General features: G+C 64.8%; 18 protein-coding genes and 1 pseudogene. 3 read left to right on the top strand and 16 right to left on the bottom strand.

Features of this window, described 5'->3' with window-relative positions:
- Nucleotides 1-16: 16 nt before the first annotated feature.
- A complete protein-coding gene (locus L2Y94_RS08030) occupies nucleotides 17-1048 on the top strand; it encodes an aminotransferase-like domain-containing protein (RefSeq protein WP_247374203.1) in 1032 nt (343 codons plus the stop codon).
- A gap of 269 nt (nucleotides 1049-1317) precedes the next feature.
- Nucleotides 1318-2286: an IS110 family RNA-guided transposase gene (locus tag L2Y94_RS08025; protein ID WP_247374201.1), complete on the top strand. Its 969-nt coding sequence runs from the start codon at nucleotides 1318-1320 to the stop codon at nucleotides 2284-2286.
- Nucleotides 2287-2428: 142 nt separating this feature from the next.
- Here L2Y94_RS08025 and L2Y94_RS08020 read toward each other — a convergent pair.
- From L2Y94_RS08020 to L2Y94_RS07945, 16 genes and pseudogenes are all read right to left on the bottom strand, one after another.
- Nucleotides 2429-3499, bottom strand: a pseudogene (locus L2Y94_RS08020) (helix-turn-helix domain-containing protein).
- Between the two features lie 419 nt (nucleotides 3500-3918).
- Nucleotides 3919-4164, bottom strand: coding sequence for a DUF2274 domain-containing protein (locus L2Y94_RS08015; RefSeq protein WP_247374199.1), 246 nt, complete (start codon nucleotides 4162-4164; stop codon nucleotides 3919-3921).
- A complete protein-coding gene (locus tag L2Y94_RS08010; RefSeq protein WP_247374197.1) occupies nucleotides 4161-5453 on the bottom strand; it encodes a TraB/TrbI/VirB10 family type IV secretion system protein in 1293 nt (430 codons plus the stop codon). Before L2Y94_RS08010 ends, L2Y94_RS08015 begins: the two co-directional genes overlap by 4 nt.
- Before the next feature lie 2 nt (nucleotides 5454-5455).
- The gene (gene trbG / locus L2Y94_RS08005) at nucleotides 5456-6445 is read right to left on the bottom strand and encodes a P-type conjugative transfer protein TrbG (protein ID WP_247374196.1); all 990 of its coding nucleotides are present in this window, start codon (nucleotides 6443-6445) and stop codon (nucleotides 5456-5458) included.
- Nucleotides 6442-7146 (bottom strand): conjugal transfer protein TrbF, encoded by a 705-nt coding sequence (gene trbF / locus L2Y94_RS08000; RefSeq protein ID WP_247374195.1) that lies wholly within the window; start codon nucleotides 7144-7146, stop codon nucleotides 6442-6444. The genes trbG and trbF overlap by 4 nt, the downstream gene beginning before the upstream one ends.
- A gap of 12 nt (nucleotides 7147-7158) precedes the next feature.
- Nucleotides 7159-8520 (bottom strand): P-type conjugative transfer protein TrbL, encoded by a 1362-nt coding sequence (gene trbL / locus L2Y94_RS07995; protein WP_247374194.1) that lies wholly within the window; start codon nucleotides 8518-8520, stop codon nucleotides 7159-7161.
- Entirely contained in the window at nucleotides 8517-8849 is a 333-nt protein-coding gene (locus L2Y94_RS07990; RefSeq protein ID WP_174538051.1) for a hypothetical protein, read from the bottom strand. The genes trbL and L2Y94_RS07990 overlap by 4 nt, the downstream gene beginning before the upstream one ends.
- Before the next feature lie 12 nt (nucleotides 8850-8861).
- Nucleotides 8862-9605: a P-type conjugative transfer protein TrbJ gene (gene trbJ, locus L2Y94_RS07985; RefSeq protein WP_247374193.1), complete on the bottom strand. Its 744-nt coding sequence runs from the start codon at nucleotides 9603-9605 to the stop codon at nucleotides 8862-8864.
- Nucleotides 9602-12052, bottom strand: a complete 2451-nt coding sequence (gene trbE, locus L2Y94_RS07980; RefSeq protein ID WP_247374192.1) for a conjugal transfer protein TrbE — start codon at nucleotides 12050-12052, stop codon at nucleotides 9602-9604. Before trbE ends, trbJ begins: the two co-directional genes overlap by 4 nt.
- A gap of 12 nt (nucleotides 12053-12064) precedes the next feature.
- Entirely contained in the window at nucleotides 12065-12334 is a 270-nt protein-coding gene (locus L2Y94_RS07975) for a VirB3 family type IV secretion system protein (protein WP_247374191.1), read from the bottom strand.
- Nucleotides 12331-12714 (bottom strand): TrbC/VirB2 family type IV secretion system protein, encoded by a 384-nt coding sequence (locus L2Y94_RS07970; protein WP_247374190.1) that lies wholly within the window; start codon nucleotides 12712-12714, stop codon nucleotides 12331-12333. The genes L2Y94_RS07975 and L2Y94_RS07970 overlap by 4 nt, the downstream gene beginning before the upstream one ends.
- Nucleotides 12711-13685 (bottom strand): P-type conjugative transfer ATPase TrbB, encoded by a 975-nt coding sequence (gene trbB / locus L2Y94_RS07965; RefSeq protein ID WP_425602459.1) that lies wholly within the window; start codon nucleotides 13683-13685, stop codon nucleotides 12711-12713. The genes L2Y94_RS07970 and trbB overlap by 4 nt, the downstream gene beginning before the upstream one ends.
- 68 nt (nucleotides 13686-13753) lie before the next feature.
- A complete protein-coding gene (locus L2Y94_RS07960) occupies nucleotides 13754-14218 on the bottom strand; it encodes a CopG family transcriptional regulator (protein WP_247374188.1) in 465 nt (154 codons plus the stop codon).
- A complete protein-coding gene (locus L2Y94_RS07955; protein WP_247374186.1) occupies nucleotides 14215-16212 on the bottom strand; it encodes a conjugal transfer protein TraG in 1998 nt (665 codons plus the stop codon). Before L2Y94_RS07955 ends, L2Y94_RS07960 begins: the two co-directional genes overlap by 4 nt.
- A gap of 235 nt (nucleotides 16213-16447) precedes the next feature.
- Complete coding sequence (locus tag L2Y94_RS07950) at nucleotides 16448-16717, bottom strand: EexN family lipoprotein (protein ID WP_247374184.1); 270 nt, start codon at nucleotides 16715-16717, stop codon at nucleotides 16448-16450.
- Nucleotides 16717-17658, bottom strand: a complete 942-nt coding sequence (locus L2Y94_RS07945) for a LysR family transcriptional regulator (protein WP_247374183.1) — start codon at nucleotides 17656-17658, stop codon at nucleotides 16717-16719. The genes L2Y94_RS07950 and L2Y94_RS07945 overlap by 1 nt, the downstream gene beginning before the upstream one ends.
- A 502-nt stretch (nucleotides 17659-18160) precedes the next feature.
- Here L2Y94_RS07945 and L2Y94_RS07940 point away from each other — a divergent pair.
- Nucleotides 18161-19090, top strand: a complete 930-nt coding sequence (locus L2Y94_RS07940) for an AraC family transcriptional regulator (RefSeq protein ID WP_247374181.1) — start codon at nucleotides 18161-18163, stop codon at nucleotides 19088-19090.
- Nucleotides 19091-19171 lie beyond the last annotated feature (81 nt).

Below are 19171 nucleotides of genomic sequence, written 5' to 3'. Positions count from 1 at the left end.
GGAAGGGTAACCCGCCATGGCCACCCGCTACGATCTGGCGGTAAATCTTCCCCTGCGTTCGCTCGTCGCCACGCGGCTGAGGCAGGCTCTCGCACATGCACCGGTGGACGAACGCATGCTGGCCTATCCCTGGCCCGGCGGCGATCCGTGGCTCCTCGACGCCATCGCGGGCTGGATGGCCAGGCACGGCGGCCACGAGCACGTGGACGGCCGTCGCCTGGTGCTCACCTTGGGCGCGCGCCATGCGCTGGTGCTCGCCCTGTCCACGTGCTGCTCCCGCGGCGATGCGCTGCTCGTGGAATCCCCCACCTACCACGGCTTTCGAGCCGCCGCCGAAGCCCGCGGCGTGCGCACGATCGACGTCGCCATGGACAAAGACGGCCTGCGCCCCGACGCCCTGGACGAGGCCGCGCGCACGAGCGGCGCGCGCACGCTCTACGTGCAACCCACGCTGCACAATCCCACCACGCGGACGATGCCCGCCGGACGGCGGCGCGAGATCGCGGAGGTCGCCGTGACGCGCGACCTTACCGTCATCGAGGGAGACGTGTATTCGCCGTTGCGGCCAGGCGTCGGCCAACCGCTGTCGGCCCTGCTTCCGGATCGCTGCCTGCATGCCGGCGGCATCGGCAAGGTGCTCGGCCCCGGGCTGCGCATCGGCTGGCTCCTGCTTCCCGACGAGGAGCGGCGGGATGCCGTGGCGACGGTCATTGCCCGCGACACGGATGGACTGCCCGCCCTGCTACCGGAAGTGGTCGGCCACTGGCTCGCCGACGGCACCGCCGATGCCTTGCTGGATGAATTGCGCCTGCGCCTGCGCGAGCGCAACGCGCTCGCCGCGGCGATCCTCGACGCGCGGCTGGTCACGGCGGATGCCTTGCATGCGTGGCTACCGCTGGAAGATGCCGATGCGGCGGCGGCCCGGATCAGGCAGGCCGGCGTGGACATCACGGTGGCGAACGGCGGGATACGGTTGAGTCTTGCTGCCGAGGAGGATCCAGCACGGCTCGAAGCCGCTTTGCTTGTCCTGAAGAACTCGCTTCGCTGAGGCGAAGACACTGGGTTCCTTATGTCTCGATTCTCGCTCCCGATGGAGCGAGAATCCCCGACTGATCATCGGTGGGGACAAGGTGACACCGTTGGGTTCCTTGGGCTTCGAGCCCGTGACGCAGATCGTTGCCCTTGTCCCGTTTCATGCGCCTGTGAGCTCGAACGGTATCTTGGGACGACCTTTGGGTCAGAGCCTGCACTGATAAGGATGAGCCTGGCGCTATCTCGCTGATGATCGGAATGTTTTGGTTTCACAGGAGTTCCGAGATGACATCGACGATCATCGGCATCGACATGGCCAAAGCCACTTTCGACGTGGCGCTACCACTGGATAAACCGGGCAAGTACCAGACCCGCGCCAAGCTGGCCAATCAAGCCAAGGGCTTCGCCGAGTTCATGGCTTGGCGCGACAAGCATGCGCCGACGGCTGCCGTGTGCATGGAAGCCACCAGCATTTATCACGAGGCGCTGGCCACGTTTCTTCACGAGCGCGGCGTCACCGTCTACGTGATCAACCCGTCACGGATCGCCCATTTCGCCAAGAGCGAGCTGCTGCGAGCCAAAAGCGATCGCACGGACGCCAAGCTGATCGCGCGTTTCGCCGCCGCGCAGACGGATCTGCAACCCTGGATCCCGCCCAAGCCCTCCCAGCGTCGCCTGCGTGCCCTGGTGATGCGTCTGGATGACCTGTTGCAGATGAAGGTCATGGAAGAAAATCGTCGCGAGGCGACGACCGCGTCTGACGTGCTGGCCTCTATCGAGCGCGTCCTGTCCGGCATCGAAGAGCAGATCGCCCAGTTGCGCCGGATGATCGACGACCACATCGATTCGGACCCGGACATGAAAGGTGACCGTCGGTTGCTGGAGAGCATCCCGGGCATCGGTCCAGCCGTCAGTGCCGTCTTGCTGGCCAGCGTGGGTGACCTCAGGCGCTTCGACGATCCGGGCAACACGGCCTTCACCGGCCTGAACTCGTTTATTCGCGAATCCGGGCAATGGAAGGGCTCACGGGCGATCGCCAAGCTTGGCTCGGCGCTGGTCCGCGCCAAGCTATACATGTCCACGCTGACAGCGATGACTCATAACCCCGCCATCCGAGCCTTCATCCAGCGTCTACGGGAGCGCGGCAAGCCACACCGCGTCGCCATGGTCGCCGGCATGCGTAAGCTGCTGCACATCGCTTGGGGCGTTGTGCGATCCGGGCGTGATTTTGACCCTCAGATCGCCCTTGCCTAGGCCGTCAAGACACGGTATCTGCCTTCGCAGGAACGACGAGAGGACGTTTACGGATAGCGGTGAACCTTGCCGTCCGTCGTTCCTGCGAAAGTGTACAGACCGGGCACATGGTGAACAGGTGTGCCAGGACATGGTGGACACTTTAGTCCAGGTCTCGCAGGTTGACGGTGTCGAGCCAGTGATGACGGAAATACAGGTCATAGATGCCGTCCTGCCCGTCCTGCGGGCGGCGGCGATGATCTGGGCCTTCAGGGCCGACGACACCGTCAGAGGATGGCCCAGCAGCTGGGTTCGACCTCGCTGGTCGACATGTAACCGCAAGTCATCCGGGCCGTACTCAAACGCCGCGATCCGCTCGGGAAAGGCGCGCGGACTGATCCGGTAGCGCTGCACCGGCGTGACCATGCCGATGCCTTCGTGCGGACGGACGTGGTTGTAGATCTCCCGCCAGTGATCCAGCGCCAGGCCCAGCTCCCTGAGGTTGAGGAAAGCCCGGCCGCGCAGCACCTCCACGTCCAGGCTTCGGTGGAAGCGCTCGTCCTTGCCGTACCGACAAGGTCGACAGATGGCGTGCCGGGCCGTTGCCCACGCCCCACGGCGTGCCGTTGTCCATGTTCATGCGCAACGGCAGCCCGTAGCGACGAAACGCCGCCGTGAGCAGGCGTCGTACCGTCAGGCCTGTCTTATCGGCGTTGTTGGCCAGCACCAGGTTGAAACGGGAGTGATCGTCGAGCACGGTCAACGGATCGCACTGGCCCGCCCCCACCGGCACCGATCCCTTGAAGTCCATCTGCCACAGATCGTTAGGCGCGCTGTGCTCGAAGCGCTGCCAGGGCGTGATCACCGCCTCGGTGGGGCGCCACAGCAGGCCATGGCGACGCAGGATGTGGGTGATCGTGCTGGGCGCGGGCGCATCGCAACCTTCCCGTTCCAGCACCTTGGCCAGCTTGCGCCCGCCCCAATGCGGGTAGGTCTGCCGTAGCGCCACGATGCGGGCTTGGACCTCGGCCGCCGTCTGCCCAGGACTGCGGTGCGGACGACGTGACCGGTCCGCCAGCGGCTCCTCGGCCGCCTCCCGGCGGAGCCATTTATAGCCGGTCGTCCGGCTGATCCCGAACCGCCGGCACAGCGGCGCCACGGGCTGGTCCGGGCGCCGGGCCAGGGCGAGAAACTCGGCACGCAAACTCATGACTGACGCTTCCTTCCAGGGCATGGGATGGGCCTCTGGCCGCCACAGGTTGGCGGTCGAGGTGTAAACCATGTCCTGGCACACCTGTCAGCTATGTGTCCGGTCTATACACCTTCGCAGGAACGACGAATGGCTAGATTCAAAGGGGCGCAAAAAAAGTGCCTGTGTCAAGCCCCCGGTGAAAATCGCTGAGGGCTCAAAAGCTTATAGAGGACACGGGTTTAGCTCTACTTCGGGCCGCTTTGCTAGGCTGCGGCTTTGTGGGCTAGGAGCCACATAAGAGCGTCGCGGTAGAAAGCCGGGTCGTACTGTATCGGGGCCGATTGCCAGCAGATGACGGGCTTGTTTTCATCATAGTCCAATCGACCATAGCCCTCCAGAACGGCGAACGCGCAGCCTTGGGCTGCGCGTTCGAGGGGGGGCGGCAACGTGTCCGTGCATTGTCAGCTCGGCTTCGGCGGCGCGGCCTTGTTCCCGCCTCCCTTCCTGAATCCTCGGTCGCCGGCGATGAACGCCTCCAGCATGTGCGGAATCAGCGTCACGGCATCGACCGTCTCGCCATACGCCTGCGCGTGCAGCGCGGCGTAGCGGTCAAGGTCAGCTTTCAGGCTGGCCGGGCAGGCAAAGGTCAGCTTGATGCTCTCGGTCTTGGGCAGTGGCCCTAGCCGCAGCTTCTTGGTCGTGCTCATCGTGAAGTCCCCCGATTGAAGAACAGCGGCTGGTATGGCCGCAGCACCAGATCCCGATTGACGATGATGCGAACCGGCAAGCCCGGCCGCTCGGTCAAGGTGGGCTGGATGTTGAGGTTGCGCCGGGTCATCTCCTGGCCGACCTGGTTGATGCTGTCTTGGGCGCTGTCGCGCCCGGCAATGATGACGCGATCACCGTTCTGGCGATTCTCCGGCGCGGCCAGCTCGGCACCGACGCCCAGCAGCGTGGTTAGCACCGCACCGGCGAAGATGCGATCCCAATGCCAATCGACGCCATCCTCCAGGCCGGCATAGCCGGCCGGGTCAGTGCCGGCCAGATTGTCGAGCGTCAGCGAAGACGTGTCCGGCAGGATGATTCGGTTCCAGACGACTTGAACGCGGCTCTGCCCGTAGCTGACCTGGCTGTTGTAGCGGCCGAGGATGCGCGAACCCTGCGGAATCAACAGGAAGCGCCCGGTGGCCGTGTCATAGACCGGCTCTGTCACCGTGGCGATCACGTCGCCCGGCAAGTCCGACTTGATGCCCGTGACCAGCGCCCCGGCGACCACTGTTCCGGCCATCACCTGATACGGCGATGCGGGTATTTGCAGGTTGCCGGAATTACGGGTTTCCGTGGTTCCGGCTTGCTGGAACGCCTCTTTCTGGTCTTGCCTGTTCTGCACGGCCGTCGGGTCGGCGGGCTGGGCCGCCGTCGAAGCCGGCCCGGCCGCCATCGGGTCGAAGGCCGCATTGGCGGCGAAGCCCGGCGCGGCGGCCACCTGCGACTGCGCCACGGGCGCGGCTTGCTGGGTGCCGGTGCGGAAGAATACCGACGATGCAGCCGCTTCCTCGGCCTCCTTCAAGCGGGCCAGGCGTTCCGCCTCGGCCGGGTCGTGACCGGGTGTGGCGTAGGCGGCCATGGCCGGCGGCTGCGAATTCACGATGGCCGGCCCAAGGTCGCCCGGCAGCGGCGGCCCCAGCTCGGGCACGTCGGGGGGCAAGGTCGGCGGCAGCTTGGAATAGTCGGCCGGAAGCTGGTCGAGTCCTTCGGAGCGTGAAACGCGATCCACGTTGTAAAGCTCGGTCTGCTCGTTGGCCGTGCGCCGCTGCGGTTGCAGCGACCACATCAGCGCGCCCAGCACGGCGACCGACAGGCCGCCGGCGAGGATGGCCAGCGTGCGCCGGTTCAGCCGTGTGACCGGCCGAGGCTGGGCGCGCAGCGTCACCGCTTCGGGTTCGACCTTGCCCGCTTGCGGCGCGGCAACGTCGGGAGTGTCATCCTGGCTCATGGTCAGTTCCTCCGCGTGCCATCCGTGCGCTCGATGCGCACCACGTCGCCACCGTCCCCGCCCAGGCGAAGTTCAGCCGCACCGAACAGCCGATCGACGATGTAGTACGGCGGGCGGAAGCGGTAGTTCACCAGTTGCCCGTCACCCTGCGCGCCGATCACGAACAGCGGCGGCAGCTCGCCTTGGGCGATGCCCGGCGGGAACTGGATATAGACCTTCTCGCCGTCGTCGAAAGCGCGCAGCGGCTTCCACGGCGGATTGCTGCCGCTGATCGCGTAGCGGAAGCGGATGCGCTCAAGCGATAGGCCGGTATCGACTGGCGCGATCGCTTGCGCGACCTGCGCTTGGCGCTGCAAGGCCAGCATCCGATCTCTCGGGTAGTCCCAGGACACCGACGCCATCCAGGCGCGTTCGGTCGAAGTCAGTTCCAGCAAGTACGTCCGGCGGCTGGTGGTGATGACCAGGTTCGTCTTCAACCCGGAACGGATCGGCTTGACCAGTACATTGATGCGCAGCTCGTCGCCGCTGCCGCTGGACGTGTCGCCGACGATCCAGCGCACGGTATCGCCGGCGGCGACCGTCACCAGTTCTTCGCCCGGCTGGAGCGAAATCACGGTCACGCGCCCCGGCGCGGCATAGACCTGATACAGCGCGCCGTCGGTATACGGCCAGACCTGAATCGCGTTGACGTAGCCCTCGCGCGTGGGCGCGATGCGTGCCTCGGCATTGGCCTTCGATACGCGTACGGTTTCGTCGGCTGGCTCCGGCACGGGAGCGGCTTCGCCCGCCTCCGGCAGCGGTTTCAACTGCGCCGGCATCGGCAGCACCGTTGGCACCTCCACCACTTCGACCGGCTTGGGCGGTTCGGGCAGCGGCTGTGCCTGCACAGGCTCATCTAGCGAGATGGTCGGCGGCGGCTTGCCCTGCGTGGCGCAGCCCGACAGGGCAAGAAGCAACAACGGCAAAGCGTAAAAGCGGAAAGGCAGGTTCATGGCTTGGCTCCTTCGGAAGAATCCAGCTCGCGGCTCCACGACAGGCCGTTGACGTAGATGCCCAGCGGGTTGTGGCGAAGACGTTCCTCGGTGCGCGGGGTTTGTAGGACGATGGACACCACGGCCGTCCACCGCTCCAGCCCGGTGGCCGCGCCGTTGACGTAGCGGCGTTCCGTCCAGCGCACGTTGAACGACGTGTCGCTGGCCCGCACGACGCTGGTGATCTGCACCGTTACCGATTCGCGGCCGATGCGGGCGAAGGGGTCGTTGCTGCGGGCGTAGTCGTTGAGCACCGCCGCGCCCCTGTCCGTGGTGTAGTCGTAGGCGTCGAGCCAGTTCTGCCGCACCACGATGGGGTCGATGGACAGCGAGCGAACCAGCGTGATGAAGCGCGCAATGTGGTGCGCCGTTTGCGCGTCGTTGGGCCGGTACGGCGTGGTCGCTTCGCCCACGGCGCGCACCTGGCCGGCGTTGTCCACTTCCACCACATAGGGCGTCACGATGGACTGCGCCGAGCGCCAGATCAGGCCACCAGCCATCAGCAAGGCCAGCACTAGGCAGCCGAAGGCCATCAACCGCCAGTTCTTGGCCTGAGTGCGGGCCGAGCCGATGCGCTCATCCCACACCTGCGCGGCGGATTGGTATGGAGTGGCAGGCTGCGGCGTGTCGGCATAGCGCACCTGCGGTCGCTTGAATCGCATGGTCGTCCCTCCTTATGAATCGGAATCGCGCAGGCTCGGGCCTTGCCCCGAGCCGCCACCATCGCCACCGCGCAGCGTGTGGGCGGTGGTGGTCGCGGCGTGGGTCATCTGCTGGCGGCGGTGCAGGCGCTTGGCCCAGGCCGGTTGGGCAGCGGCCGGGGCATTGCCTTCGTCTGTATTCCCTTGCGCAGCGCCACCGCTGCCCGAGGCCGGGGCCGCGCCGTCGGCGCGGAAAGCGGCTGTTGTGCGGTCTTTGAGTGAGCGCGCCCCGGCGGCGGCCTTCTGACCAGCCGCCTGTGCGCCGGTCTTGGCGATGTTGCCAAGACCAGCCGCCGCGCCCTTGGCCCCGCCGCCGGCAGCGGCGGAGCCGGCCTGGAACGCCGAGCGGGCACCGCTGGCCGCCGATGTCGCAGCGCGGGCGCCGCTGCCGGCCAGCTTGGCGGCCGCCGGCGCCATGCGCGCCCCGGCCATGACCGCACCGCCCACGCCAGTTGCGGCGGCGCCAATGGCGACGCCCGTACCAACAGCGCCGACAGCGGCACCGGCCATCGCGCCCGCGCCAAGCTGCGGCGCACCGGACACCAGGCCCGTGGCGATGCCCGGCCCGTAGATCCCGAGTGCGAGCAAGGAGAGCGAAGCCAGCATCACGACCAGGGCATGGTCGATGGACGGTTCATCCGGCACGGTCTGGAACTCGGCGAACAGGCCCGAACCGATGCCGACGATGACGGCCAACACCAGTACCTTGACGCCAGACGACACCACGTTGCCGAGCACCTTTTCCGCCAGGAAGCTGGTCTTGTTCCAGAGCGCGAACGGCACCAGCACGAAGCCGGCGAGCGTGGTCAGCTTGAACTCGATCAGCGTGATGAAAAGCTGCACCGCCAGCACGAAGAAGCAGAGGATGACGACCAGCCACGCCAGGAACATCACCACGATGGGGTCGATGTTCGTGAACACCTCGGGGAACCCGGCCATGTCGCCGATCTGCTCCAGAATCGGCGCACCCGCGTCGATGCCGGTCTTCGCCAGCCGCCCCGGTTGCAGGAAGTTCTCCATCGTGATGGCCGAGCCGGTGGCCGTCAGGCCCAGGCCGGCGAACGAGCGGAACACGATGCCGGCCAGCCAGTTGAAGTTGCCTATGATGTAGGCGAAGGCGCCGACGTAGAGCACCTTGCGCAGCAGCTTGGCCATCACGTCCTCGCCCTGGCCGGTCGCGTGGCTCATGGCCCAATACAGGCCGGCGATGGTCATGTCGATGACGATGAGCGTGGCAGTCAAGAACGCCACTTCGCCTTGCAACAGTCCAAAGCCCGAGTCGATGTAGCGCGAGAACGTGTCCAAGAAGCGGTCGATGATGGTCACGTCGTTCATGGCGCGTCCTCGTGTGCGGACAAGGCCGGCGTTTCGCCGCCATCGGTGGGTTCGTCGAAGCTCGGCGGAATCGGTGGCAGATCGGCCAGCGTCCGGTACTCGTCAGGCCCGGCCTGGCCGGCGAAGAAGCGCCGCCGGAACGCCTCGGCGGCGGCGCGGCAGGCGTCCTCGCCCACGGCTTGCCGGTCGGCCGCGCATTGCGCGCGCAGTGCCTTGAGCCGCACGGGATCGGTGGTCAAGGTGTCGGCCAGGTCTTCGGCCTGCTGCTGGCCGCACGCGGTCAGCAGCAGGGCAAGCAGCGAAGCCGACAGGGCGAGGACGCATCGCATGGCTGTCTCCCGTCAGTTGGAATAGAAATCCACGCGCTGCGGCGTGTACGGCGTGCCGGTGCCAAGGAAGCGCCGTCGCACTTCGCGGGCGCGCTCGGTGGCCGCCGCCTGCCGCGCCAGTTCCAGCGAGGCCGCACGGTCTTGCGTGATCTGGAGCCGCTGCGCCTGGATGGACTGCTTGGCCTGCAAGGCAAGGAGCTGATTCGTCGCTTGCATCGCTTGCAGCGCGCCGGTGGCGGACTGGCTCTGGCTGACCAGATCGGCCAGCGCGCTTTCGTCTTGGGTCAGGTTCTGCGACACCTGGGCTTGCATCCGCATGGCGGTGTGCAGGCCGTTCAAGCTGTTCTGCCATCGTTCGCGGGCGTCCTGCGCCATGCGGTCGCCGCTGACGGTGGCGGCGTACTGCTCGGGGTACAGGCGCGCGAACTCCCGATCCATGTTCGTCACATCAAAGGCCAGCCCCTGCGCTTCGGCGATCAGGCGTTCGGTGGTGGCGAGCGTCGAGCGCAGGCGGTTGACGATGTTGAAGTCCAGACGTGCCAGGTTGCGCGCTTGGTTCATCAACATCTGTGCTTCGTTCTGGAGCTGGTTGATCTGGTTGTTGATCTGCTCCAGCGTGCGCACGGCGGTCAGCGTGTTCTGCACGAAGTTCGACGGATCGAACACGGTGATGGCCGCCGCTGGCTGTGCGAGCATCAGCGAGACAGACAGCGCGGCAGCGAGAGAGGCGGACAGCAAACGGGGCTTGGTCTTCATGGTGAAACCTCCAGTGGTTGGGCGTTGAGGAACGAAGCGGCCGCCGGTGCGGACGGCAGCAGGTCGGCGGCCCAATCGAGGCCGCGATGGCGCAGCCACGCGCCGGCGAAGCCGGGTGCGCCGGCCTGCGTCAGCAAGCGGTCGATGTCGCGTTGGTCTTGCGGTGTGGAAGCGCCCGCGAACGCGAGCGCGGCCGGCCCCAGGTCGAGGTCGAACAGGCGATTGCCGAGGCGCGATTGGTAGTAGTAGTCGCGCTTGGGCTGCGCGGTGGCGACGATCTCGATTTGCCGGCTGTTGAGGCCGAAGCCCTCGTAGATCGTGCGAATCTGCGGCTCGGTGGCCTGTGGGTTGGGCAAGAAAATCCTGCTCGCGCAGCTTTCGATGATCGCGGGCGCGATGGTCGAATCCTCGATGTCCGCCAGGCTCTGCGTGGCGAAGATGACGCTGACGTTTTTTTTCCTGAGCGTCTTGAGCCATTGCCGGATGCGGGCCGCGAAAGACGGCTCATCGAGGAACAGCCACGCCTCATCGAGAATCAGCAGCGTGGGCGCACCGTCGAAACGCTCGTCGAAGCGGGCGAACAGGTAGCGCAGCACCGCTTGCACTGCGGCGGGGCTATGCATCAGTTCTTCCATCTCGAAGCCCTGCACGCCGGCCATGCCCAGCCGGTCGTGGTCGGCGTCCAGCAGCTTTCCGTGCGCGCCGCCCAGGACATAAGGCGCGAGTGCCTGGCGCAGCGCGTTCGATTGCAGCAGCACGGAAAGCCCGGTCATCGTGCGCTGTTCCTGCGGCGCACCGGCGAGGCTGCCCAGCGCCGACCAGATGGCCACCTTCTCGTCCGGGCCGACGGCCACGCCTTCATGCAGCAGGCGACCTTCCACCCATTCGGCGGCCCAGGAGCGGTAGCCCTCATGGTCGATGCGGGCGAGCGGCTGGAACGCGATGCCGCCATCGGCGCCCAGGTCGTAGTGCTCGCCGCCCAGGCCGAGGATGGTGGCGCGCATGGAGCGGCCCATGTCGAAGGCGAAGATCCGCGAGCCGAAGTAGCGGCGGAACTGCAAGGCCAGCGTCGCCAGCAGTACCGACTTGCCCATGCCGGTCGGGCCGGCGACCAGCGTATGCCCTACGTCGCCGATGTGCGTCACCAGCCGGAACGGAGTCGCGCCATCGGTGCGCGTAACGATCAGCGGCGGGCCGTCGAGGTGGTCGTTCTTCTCCGGCCCGGCCCATACCGCAGACAGCGGCATCATGTGCGTCAGGTTCAGCGTCGAGACGATGGGCTGGCGCACGTTCGCGTATGCGTTGCCGGGGATGGACGACAGCCACGCATCGACGGCGTTCAAGGTTTCGGGAATGGTCACGAAACCCCGGCCTTGGATGACGCGCTCCACCATGCGCAGCTTCTCGTCCGCCACGGCCGGGTCGGCATCGAGCACCGTCACCGTGGCGGTGAGATAGCCGAACGCGACTTGATCGCTGCCCAGTTCCTGCAAGGCCGCGTCGGCGTCGGCGGCCTTGTTGCTGGCGTCGGTATCGACCAGCGGGCTTTCCTGCTGGAAGATGGTTTCGCGCAGCAGCGCGACGACGTTCTTCCGTTTCGCAAACCACTGGCGGCGCAGGCGGCCGAGTTCCTTTTCCGCCTCGGCCTTGTCCATGCAAAGAAAGCGCGTGCTCCAGCGATAGGCAAAGCCCAGGCGGTTGAGGTCGTCCAGCAGGCCCGGCCAGGTCGAGGTCGGAAAGCCGCGCACCGACACCACGCGCAGGTGCTGGTCGCCCAGCGTGGGCGCCAGGCCACCGACCAGCGCGGAGTCGGCCAGCAGCGCATCCAGATGGAAAGGCACTTCGGGAACACCGATGCGATAGCGCCGCGTCGAGACGGTTGCGTGCAGGTAGGTCAGCGTCTGGCTGTCGTCCAGCCAGGCGATTTCCGGCATCACGCCGTCGAGCAGGTCGAACACGCGATCGGTTTCCGCCACGAAGGCATCCAGGCGGCCGTCCCAATCCACGCCATCGCCGGGCGAGTTCTCGTAGAGCAACTTCGCCGCGCGGGCGCGGGATTCCTCCGGCGGCAGGAAAGCCACCGTCAGGTGATAGGCACTCTCGAAGTGATGGCCCGATTCCTCGAACGCGGCGCGGCGTTCTTCATCGACGAGCCAGGACAACGGTTCGGGGAAGTCGGAATGCGGATAGTCGGCGGCGGATTGGCGCTCTGCCTCGATGAACAAGGCCCAGCCAGAACCCAGCCGGCGCAGCGCGTTGTTGAGCCGTGCAGACGCGGCGATCAACTCGCCTTGCGTGGCGCTGTCCAGATCGGGGCCGCGGAATCGTGCCGTGCGCTGGAAACTGCCGTCCTTGTTCAAGACAACGCCGGGCGCGACCAGCCCGGCCCACGGCAGCCAGTCAGCGAGCAAGGCCGGGCGCTGGCGGTATTCGGCAAGGTTCAGCATCGTGGCGTTCCCCTACACGTCGAGCAGCGGCTTGTGCTTGATGTGCCGGGCGAAAACCTGCATGAACTGCGGATCGACGCGCGCGCCCCACACGGCGAGCGAATGGCCGACGATCCAGAGCACCAGCCCCGGAATCCACAGTTGCAGACCCAGCCCGACGGCGGCGGCCAGCGTGCCGTTGGCGATCGCCACGTTGCGCGGCGCACCGCCCAGCAGGATCGGCTCGGTCAGCGAGCGATGCAGCGGCACCTCGAAGCCCGGAAGATCGCTGGCCGTGTTCATACGACGGCCCCGCCGGAGAAGCTGAAGAACGACAGGAAGAACGAGGACGCGGCGAACGCGATGCTCAACCCGAAGACGATCTGGATGAGCTTGCGAAAGCCCCCCGACGTGTCGCCGAAGGCGAGTGCCAGGCCCGTGGCGATGATGATGATGACAGCGACGATGCGCGCCACCGGCCCCTGGATGGAATCGAGGATGGATTGCAGCGGGCCTTCCCACGGCATCGAGGAACCGGCGGCCTTCGCCGTGCCGGCCGTCATCAGCATGACGGCGGCCAGCAGCAGGCCGTGGTGTGCCGGCGCGGCCAGGCCCCGCAGGCGCGCAAGGATTGAGGCCGGATTTACGGAAAAACGGAAAGCAACAGCGTTCATCTGCGTCATGGCAGTTCTCCAGGGTGGTCAGGGGACGGGAAAGAAGGCGGCGCCAGCGCGGGAAACGGCGTTTCCATCGCGTCCGCCAGGCGATAGCCGGCAGCGTCGAAGCCATTGAGGCGGGCAATGCTTTCGACGTGGCGCTTGCGGCCACGGCCGGCGATGTGGATGACGACGTTGACCGCCTCGGCGATCAGCGCCCGCGGCGGATTCACCGCAACTTCGAGAATCAACTGTTCGAGGCGCAGCAGCGCGCCCAGCGCGGAACCGGCGTGGATCGTGGCGATGCCGCCCGGATGCCCCGTGCCCCACACTTTGATGAGGTCGAGGGCTTCGCCGCCGCGCACTTCGCCGACGATCACGCGATCCGGGCGCAGGCGCATCGTGGCGCGCACCAACTCGGTCATGGTCACGACGCCGGCGCGAGTGCGCAGGGGTACATGGTCGCGGGCCGCGCATTGCAGCTCGATGGTGTCTTCGAGCACCAGCACGCGATCGCCGGTGGCGGCGATCTCGGCCAGTAGCGCGTTCGCCAGCGTGGTCTTGCCGGTGCTGGTGCCGCCGGCGATCAGGATGTTCTGCCGCTCGCGCACAGCGCGGCGCAGGAACTCGGCCTGCCCGGCGGTCAGGATGCCGTCGGCCACATAGCGATCCAGGCCGATGATGCTCACGGCGCGCTTGCGCAGCGCGAACGCCGGGCCTGGCGCGGCCGGCGGCAAGATGCCCTCGAAGCGTTCGCCCGTCTCCGGCAGCTCGGCGGTCAGCAGCGGTTGGCCGCGGTGCACTTCCGCGCCGACGTGTGCCGCGACCAGGCGGATGATGCGTTCGCCATCGGCTTCGGACAGTTCCACGCCCAACGGCGCACGGCCCGACGACAACCGATCGACCCATAGCGTGCGGTCGGGGTTGAGCATGACTTCCACCACGTCCGGGTCTTCGAGCGCGGCGGCGATCACCGGCCCCATTGCGGTACGCAGCATCTGGATGCGGCGATCCAGCGAGGTGGTGGCGGACGAACGAGGCTCGGGCGGGAGTTGCGGAACGGCGCTCATGAGGCACGCTCCCGCGCTCCGGCCAGCGCCGCCGCGTCATCCATCCGTGCGGTGTCAGGGTGCAGTTCCTCCACCACGTCGCGCACAAGGCTGCGGCCGCGCAGCAGGTGGCGGCCGAGTTGTTCGACGAACTGCTCGAAACGGGCCTTGCCCTGGGCGCGGGCGGCTTCCTGGTGTGCCTCGGGAACGGGCGTGCTGACGGTCAGGAAGTAGCGGACGAACAGCGCCAGCGTTTCGATCTGGATGTTCTGGTCGCGCTCCAGGCGCTCGGTCTGCCGCGACAGCCGATCCAGCCGCTTGGCGATGGCCGCTTCGCGCTGGTCGCCCGCGTCCGGCGATAGCCAGGACGCCAGCGCCGCCGCGACGATGCTGGATTTCGACACGCCTTTCTTGGCGGCCAATTCGTCCAGGCGTTTGGCGTGCTCGGGCTGGATGAACAGATTGAGGCGGTATTGGCTCATAAGTCGATTCCGTCTTTGGGGTTCAGCGATGCCAGCCGGGCCGTGCGTTGCATGGCCGGGTCGAGCTGGCCGGGAAGCGGCAGCGGCAGGTCGTCGTCATCGAGCAGCGCCAGGTCGGTCGCGTGCGCGTCCGGCTCGGGGTCGTAGGCGACGGTTTCGGAGAGTTCGGGCTGACGGCGCGGGCCGCCGTCGTCGGAGCCGCCAAGGTCATCGACGAATGCCGTGGCTGGCGCGGCGGGTACGGCGGGAATCGCCAGGCCGCTCCAGTCGTCGGGTCGGGTCGGCGGCGCATCGACATAGCGCCCGGCTGCGAGGTTGGGCGGCGACAACACGCGCTGCTTGAAGTTGGAGTCGGCGTAGTAGCGCAGCTTCTTCGCCTTGATCGGCGGCAGGCTGGACACCATCACCACCGATTCGTCGGGCGGAAGCTGCATCACCTCGCCGGGGGTCAACAGCGGTCGGGCCGTCTCCTGCCGCGACACCATGAGATGCCCGAGCCACGGCGCAAGCCGATGACCGGCGTAATTGCGTTGTGCGCGCAGTTCGGTGGCGGTGCCGAGCGTTTCGGAAATGCGTTTCGCGGTACGTTCGTCGTTGGTGGCGAACGTCACCCGGACGTGGCAGTTGTCGAGGATGGAATGGTTCTGCCCATACGCCTTGTCGATCTGGTTCAGGCTCTGAGCGATGAGAAAGCTGCGGATGCCGTAGCCGGCCATAAAGGCGAGCGCGGACTCGAAGAAGTCCAGGCGACCCAGCGCCGGAAACTCGTCGAGCATCAGCAGCAGCTTGTGGCGGCGGGCGATGCCGTCGGAGCCGTCAAGCGATTCTGTGAGCCGCCGCCCGATCTGGTTGAGGATCAGCCGGATCAGCGGCTTGGTGCGGCTGATGTCCGAAGGCGGCACCACCAGGTACAGCGATACGGGATGCTCGGCAGAAATCAGGTCGGCGATGCGCCAATCGCAGCGCGACGTGACTTCGGCCACGGTGGGGTCGCGGTACAGGCCGAGGAACGACATGGCCGTGGACAGAACCCCCGACCGCTCGTTGTCCGATTTGTTGAGCACTTCGCGCGCAGCGGATGCGACGACAGGGTGCGGTGCATCGCCCAGGTGCTTCGTCGTCATCATCCGGTGCAAGGTCAGCTCGAACGGGCACGCCGGATCGCTGAGGAAGTTGGCGACGCCGCGCAGCGTCTTGTCCTCGCCCGCGTAGAGCACATGCAGGATGGCGCCGACCAGCAGCGCATGACTGGTCTTCTCCCAATGGTTCCTGCGTTCGAGCGCGCCATCGGGATCGACCAGAATGTCCGCCACGTTCTGCACGTCGCGCACTTCATGCGCGCCGCGCCGAACCTCCAGCAGCGGGTTGTAGGCTGCCGACTTCGCATCGGTGGGGTTGAACAGCAGGCAATGCGAGAAGCGCGAGCGCCAGCCTGCGGTGAGTGTCCAGTTTTCTCCTTTGATGTCATGGACGACGACGGATGCAGGCCAGCTCAATAAGGTCGGCACGACCAGACCGACGCCTTTGCCGCTGCGGGTCGGCGCAAAGGTCAAGACGTGTTCCGGGCCTTCGTGGCGCAGGTATTGGTCGCGATGCAGGCCGAGCAAGACCCCGGCCGGCTGGGTCAGCCCAGCCTTGCGGATGTCGGCGGTATCAGCCCAGCGCGCCGAGCCGTAGGTCGTGACCAGCTTGGCCTGCCGCGAGCGCCAGACTGACATGGCGATGGCGACCACCACGGCCAGAAGGCCGCTGCCGCCCGCAATCGCGCCGCCTATGTCGAAGACATGCGGCGCGTAGGCATCGAAGAAGAACCACCATTCAAAGAGCCGCCAGGGGTGATAGACCGGCGTGCCAAAGAAGTCGAACCAGGGCGAGCCAAGGCGTAGTTGATGTCCGAGGGCTGCCGCTGTCCATTGCGTTGCACTCCATACGCCGGCGATCACGATGCTGAAAACAGCGGCGATCTGCCCGAACAGCACGCCCTGACCTTGCATGACTGGCCTCCGATTTCTCCTGCGCTGATTCCTTGCTCACAGGTGGCACAAGGACGTGCCGCATAGCGCGAGGATCAGTGCCGGGTCGGTGCTGGTCAAAGACCGTTATCGGGAGAAAGGTCGAGAAAAAAGCAAGATTTCGCGCGAGGGCGCAGGCAGAAAAAACGCCGCAAGCGATGGCGCGTTGCGGCGTGTCGAGCAAGAAATCGGAAGTTTCGTAGCGAAGCGCCTACGATCAGAACTTTGGCGGATTCTCCGGCGGTGTATAGGGCACCTTGCCATCGCCATAAAACCGCTTGCGTGTAGCCTCGGCTACCCGGTTGCATAGTTCGTCGCCCAGCTTCGCGCGTTCCAGCCTGCACTGCTGGCGCAGTTCCTTCAGCCGTTCGGGATTGCTCGCCAGTTCCTCTACGGCTGGCAGATCGGGCTGTTGAGGTGTGTCGGACTGGCCGCAAGCGGTCAACATTGCAGCAAGAAAAAACGCAAACGGCCTGTGAACGGTCATTACTCGACCTCCTCCGATGCATTGAGACTGGTTAGTGCGGCAGACTTATTCTTAGCAAGCGATGCCAGGGTTCCTACCCGTTCTCTGAAACGTGTTAACGCCTCCGAAGGCTGGTTATCCCGGTGTAGTAAAAATGTGGTCAGTAAAGGCGCCCGGCCTACCAGTGGCCGAGCTATGACACCTGACTCGCGGCTGGTGGCAATCTGCGAAGCGCCAGCCATGCCCAAGGCAAAGCCTGCCGCCACTAGTGCCATCATGAGGTCGATGGATGCTACTCTTTCAGCGATCAATGGTTCTTTATCAACCTGCCGCAGCACCCGTTCAATCTGCCGAGAATAGCCTTCGCACGCATGGAGATCTCCAAGCACCAGCGGATAGCGCAACACCTCCTCCAGTGGGATGCGTTTGTACGTCAACAGAGGATGGCGATCGGGCACAGCCACCATCAAGGGCTCACTCCAGGCTTCCTCGGCAATGATGCCGTCGCCCACCTCATCTGACCGAGCGAACCCAACGTCGTAAAGGTCATCATGCAAACCTCTAATCTGCTGGACTAGTGGCACTTCGGACAGGCGTACCTCAATCTCTGGATCTTCTTGTCGGCACAACGCCAGGAAGTTGGAGAATCTCGACGGTGTTATTCCATCCGACAGCGCAATACGTAGCTGACCGTGAAAGCCATTGCTGGCGGCTTTCACGCTTTCTCGCGCCTGCTGCAAAGCAGTAAAGACACGTGGCACATGCTCCCTGAACAGCTTTCCGGCGCGAGTCAAACGAGTGCTGCGCGTGGTTCGCTCGAACAGCGCCATACCCAATTCTTCTTCGAGTTCCTTAATTGCTCGCGATAACGGAGACTGTTCGATGTGAAGGCGTTGTGCAGCTTTCGCAAAGTGTAGTTCCTCTGCCACCGCTAAAAAGCAACGGAGATGACGAAGTTCCATACGAATTTCTCCTTTCGGATCAATCTCCTACGATCACGCTTCACACAAAAGCAATTCGCAAACTCTGCTGTTTTTACTTATATTCGGGGACAGTTAATCTTGCTTCTCGCCATCGCGTTGGTCTCGACATCTCATGCCTTCGTGTAACCGCGCATTGCGTCGACTTCTCACTATCCTAGTCCTCGTACACAATTAGCTTGGCCATCTTGTATCAGCCTGCCTTTAGCACACACCGTCAGCTACAGGATACGATCGTGTCGACCACACCGGCCAACGTCGCATCGGATGACCTTCAACGAAACAACTCCGGGGCGAAGAGGCTTCGGTGACTGGTGCGTCGACTTCAAGTTACTAATGTGGACATTCTGTCCCCGTTGCCTGCAAGACAGCTCCACGTTAGTCGATTTTTTGTGTACGATTCTCCAAAATCATGTGGAGATGGGATGTGTGTACTCGGTTATCCGTGGATAATTCTGATCACGCATTCGTAGGCTTATAGACCATGGAATTTACAGGCGGCACCCCACTAGATCGTCCTTCACAGGAAGCTATATCAAGGCACCTAGCCGCGATCGTGGGACGCTTTACCCCTATTGATGGCGAACATCGCACGGCTATCCCGTCTCTGACATTTCACCGGTACTCTGCGCCGTCAAAGGAAGAGTCGGCCTTTACCAAGATCGCTCTTATCTTCGCTGCACAAGGAGCAAAGACTGTCACCGCAGGCGATGCTTCCTATAGCTACGATACAAAGCACTGTCTGGTCACATCGATAGACATGCCGGTCATTGGTCGCGTCACACAGGCCAGCACCGACATGCCTTATCTGTGTTTCGCTTATGAGATAGACATGCAGAAGGTGGCTGATCTTGTTGCCGTTCGAGATTTGCCACCTCCGGACGAGACACCGACTGGGCTTGGCATCAGCCTGAGCAAGCTACCGACGGAGCTGCTAGACGCCGCCTATCGCTTGGCCAGCCTACTCGAGACCCCCAAGCACATTCCTGCGCTGGCTCCCCTAATCGAACAGGAAATCCTTTATCGCCTGCTCATGAGCAGCCAAGGCATGAGGCTGCGCCATGCGCTCGTGGCAGATAGTCGTGCTTTCAAGGTCAGCAAAGCTGTCGAATGGATCAAAGAGCACTATGACGGGCCGATTCGCATCGACGATCTAGCTAAGCATGTAAACATGAGCATTTCGTCTTTACATCAACACTTCAAGGATGCCACTGCACTGAGCCCGCTTCAGTATCAGAAGCGCCTGCGGCTGCTCGAGGCCCGCCGTCTCCTGATACAACGGGCTAGTGATGTAGGCGTCGTTGCGTCGACGGTGGGTTACGACAATCTGTCGCAGTTCCATCGCGAATACAAACGTCAGTTCGGAGCATCTCCTATTCAGGATGCGGTACGGTTGAGGGCTGACTCGGTTTAATCGGCGATCTGTTGGCTTTCTGTAGGTAAGCGCGTAAGCACATTTTGCAGACAGGCAAGCGGATGATGCCAGTTCAGTCGT

The organism is Luteibacter aegosomatis, assembly GCF_023078455.1.
Lineage (GTDB): Bacteria > Pseudomonadota > Gammaproteobacteria > Xanthomonadales > Rhodanobacteraceae > Luteibacter > Luteibacter aegosomatis.
This window is presented reverse-complemented; position numbering and strand designations above follow the sequence as displayed.

Coding starts and splice junctions, on each gene's coding strand:
- L2Y94_RS08030 (WP_247374203.1), top strand. CDS start 17: ATGGCCACCCGCTACGATCTGGCGGTAAATCTTCCCCTGCGTTCGCTC.
- L2Y94_RS08025 (WP_247374201.1), top strand. CDS start 1,318: ATGACATCGACGATCATCGGCATCGACATGGCCAAAGCCACTTTCGAC.
- L2Y94_RS08015 (WP_247374199.1), bottom strand. CDS start 4,164: ATGAGCACGACCAAGAAGCTGCGGCTAGGGCCACTGCCCAAGACCGAG.
- L2Y94_RS08010 (WP_247374197.1), bottom strand. CDS start 5,453: ATGAGCCAGGATGACACTCCCGACGTTGCCGCGCCGCAAGCGGGCAAG.
- trbG (WP_247374196.1), bottom strand. CDS start 6,445: ATGAACCTGCCTTTCCGCTTTTACGCTTTGCCGTTGTTGCTTCTTGCC.
- trbF (WP_247374195.1), bottom strand. CDS start 7,146: ATGCGATTCAAGCGACCGCAGGTGCGCTATGCCGACACGCCGCAGCCT.
- trbL (WP_247374194.1), bottom strand. CDS start 8,520: ATGAACGACGTGACCATCATCGACCGCTTCTTGGACACGTTCTCGCGC.
- L2Y94_RS07990 (WP_174538051.1), bottom strand. CDS start 8,849: ATGCGATGCGTCCTCGCCCTGTCGGCTTCGCTGCTTGCCCTGCTGCTG.
- trbJ (WP_247374193.1), bottom strand. CDS start 9,605: ATGAAGACCAAGCCCCGTTTGCTGTCCGCCTCTCTCGCTGCCGCGCTG.
- trbE (WP_247374192.1), bottom strand. CDS start 12,052: ATGCTGAACCTTGCCGAATACCGCCAGCGCCCGGCCTTGCTCGCTGAC.
- L2Y94_RS07975 (WP_247374191.1), bottom strand. CDS start 12,334: ATGAACACGGCCAGCGATCTTCCGGGCTTCGAGGTGCCGCTGCATCGC.
- L2Y94_RS07970 (WP_247374190.1), bottom strand. CDS start 12,714: ATGACGCAGATGAACGCTGTTGCTTTCCGTTTTTCCGTAAATCCGGCC.
- trbB (WP_425602459.1), bottom strand. CDS start 13,685: ATGCTGCGTACCGCAATGGGGCCGGTGATCGCCGCCGCGCTCGAAGAC.
- L2Y94_RS07960 (WP_247374188.1), bottom strand. CDS start 14,218: ATGAGCCAATACCGCCTCAATCTGTTCATCCAGCCCGAGCACGCCAAA.
- L2Y94_RS07955 (WP_247374186.1), bottom strand. CDS start 16,212: ATGCAAGGTCAGGGCGTGCTGTTCGGGCAGATCGCCGCTGTTTTCAGC.
- L2Y94_RS07950 (WP_247374184.1), bottom strand. CDS start 16,717: ATGACCGTTCACAGGCCGTTTGCGTTTTTTCTTGCTGCAATGTTGACC.
- L2Y94_RS07945 (WP_247374183.1), bottom strand. CDS start 17,658: ATGGAACTTCGTCATCTCCGTTGCTTTTTAGCGGTGGCAGAGGAACTA.
- L2Y94_RS07940 (WP_247374181.1), top strand. CDS start 18,161: ATGGAATTTACAGGCGGCACCCCACTAGATCGTCCTTCACAGGAAGCT.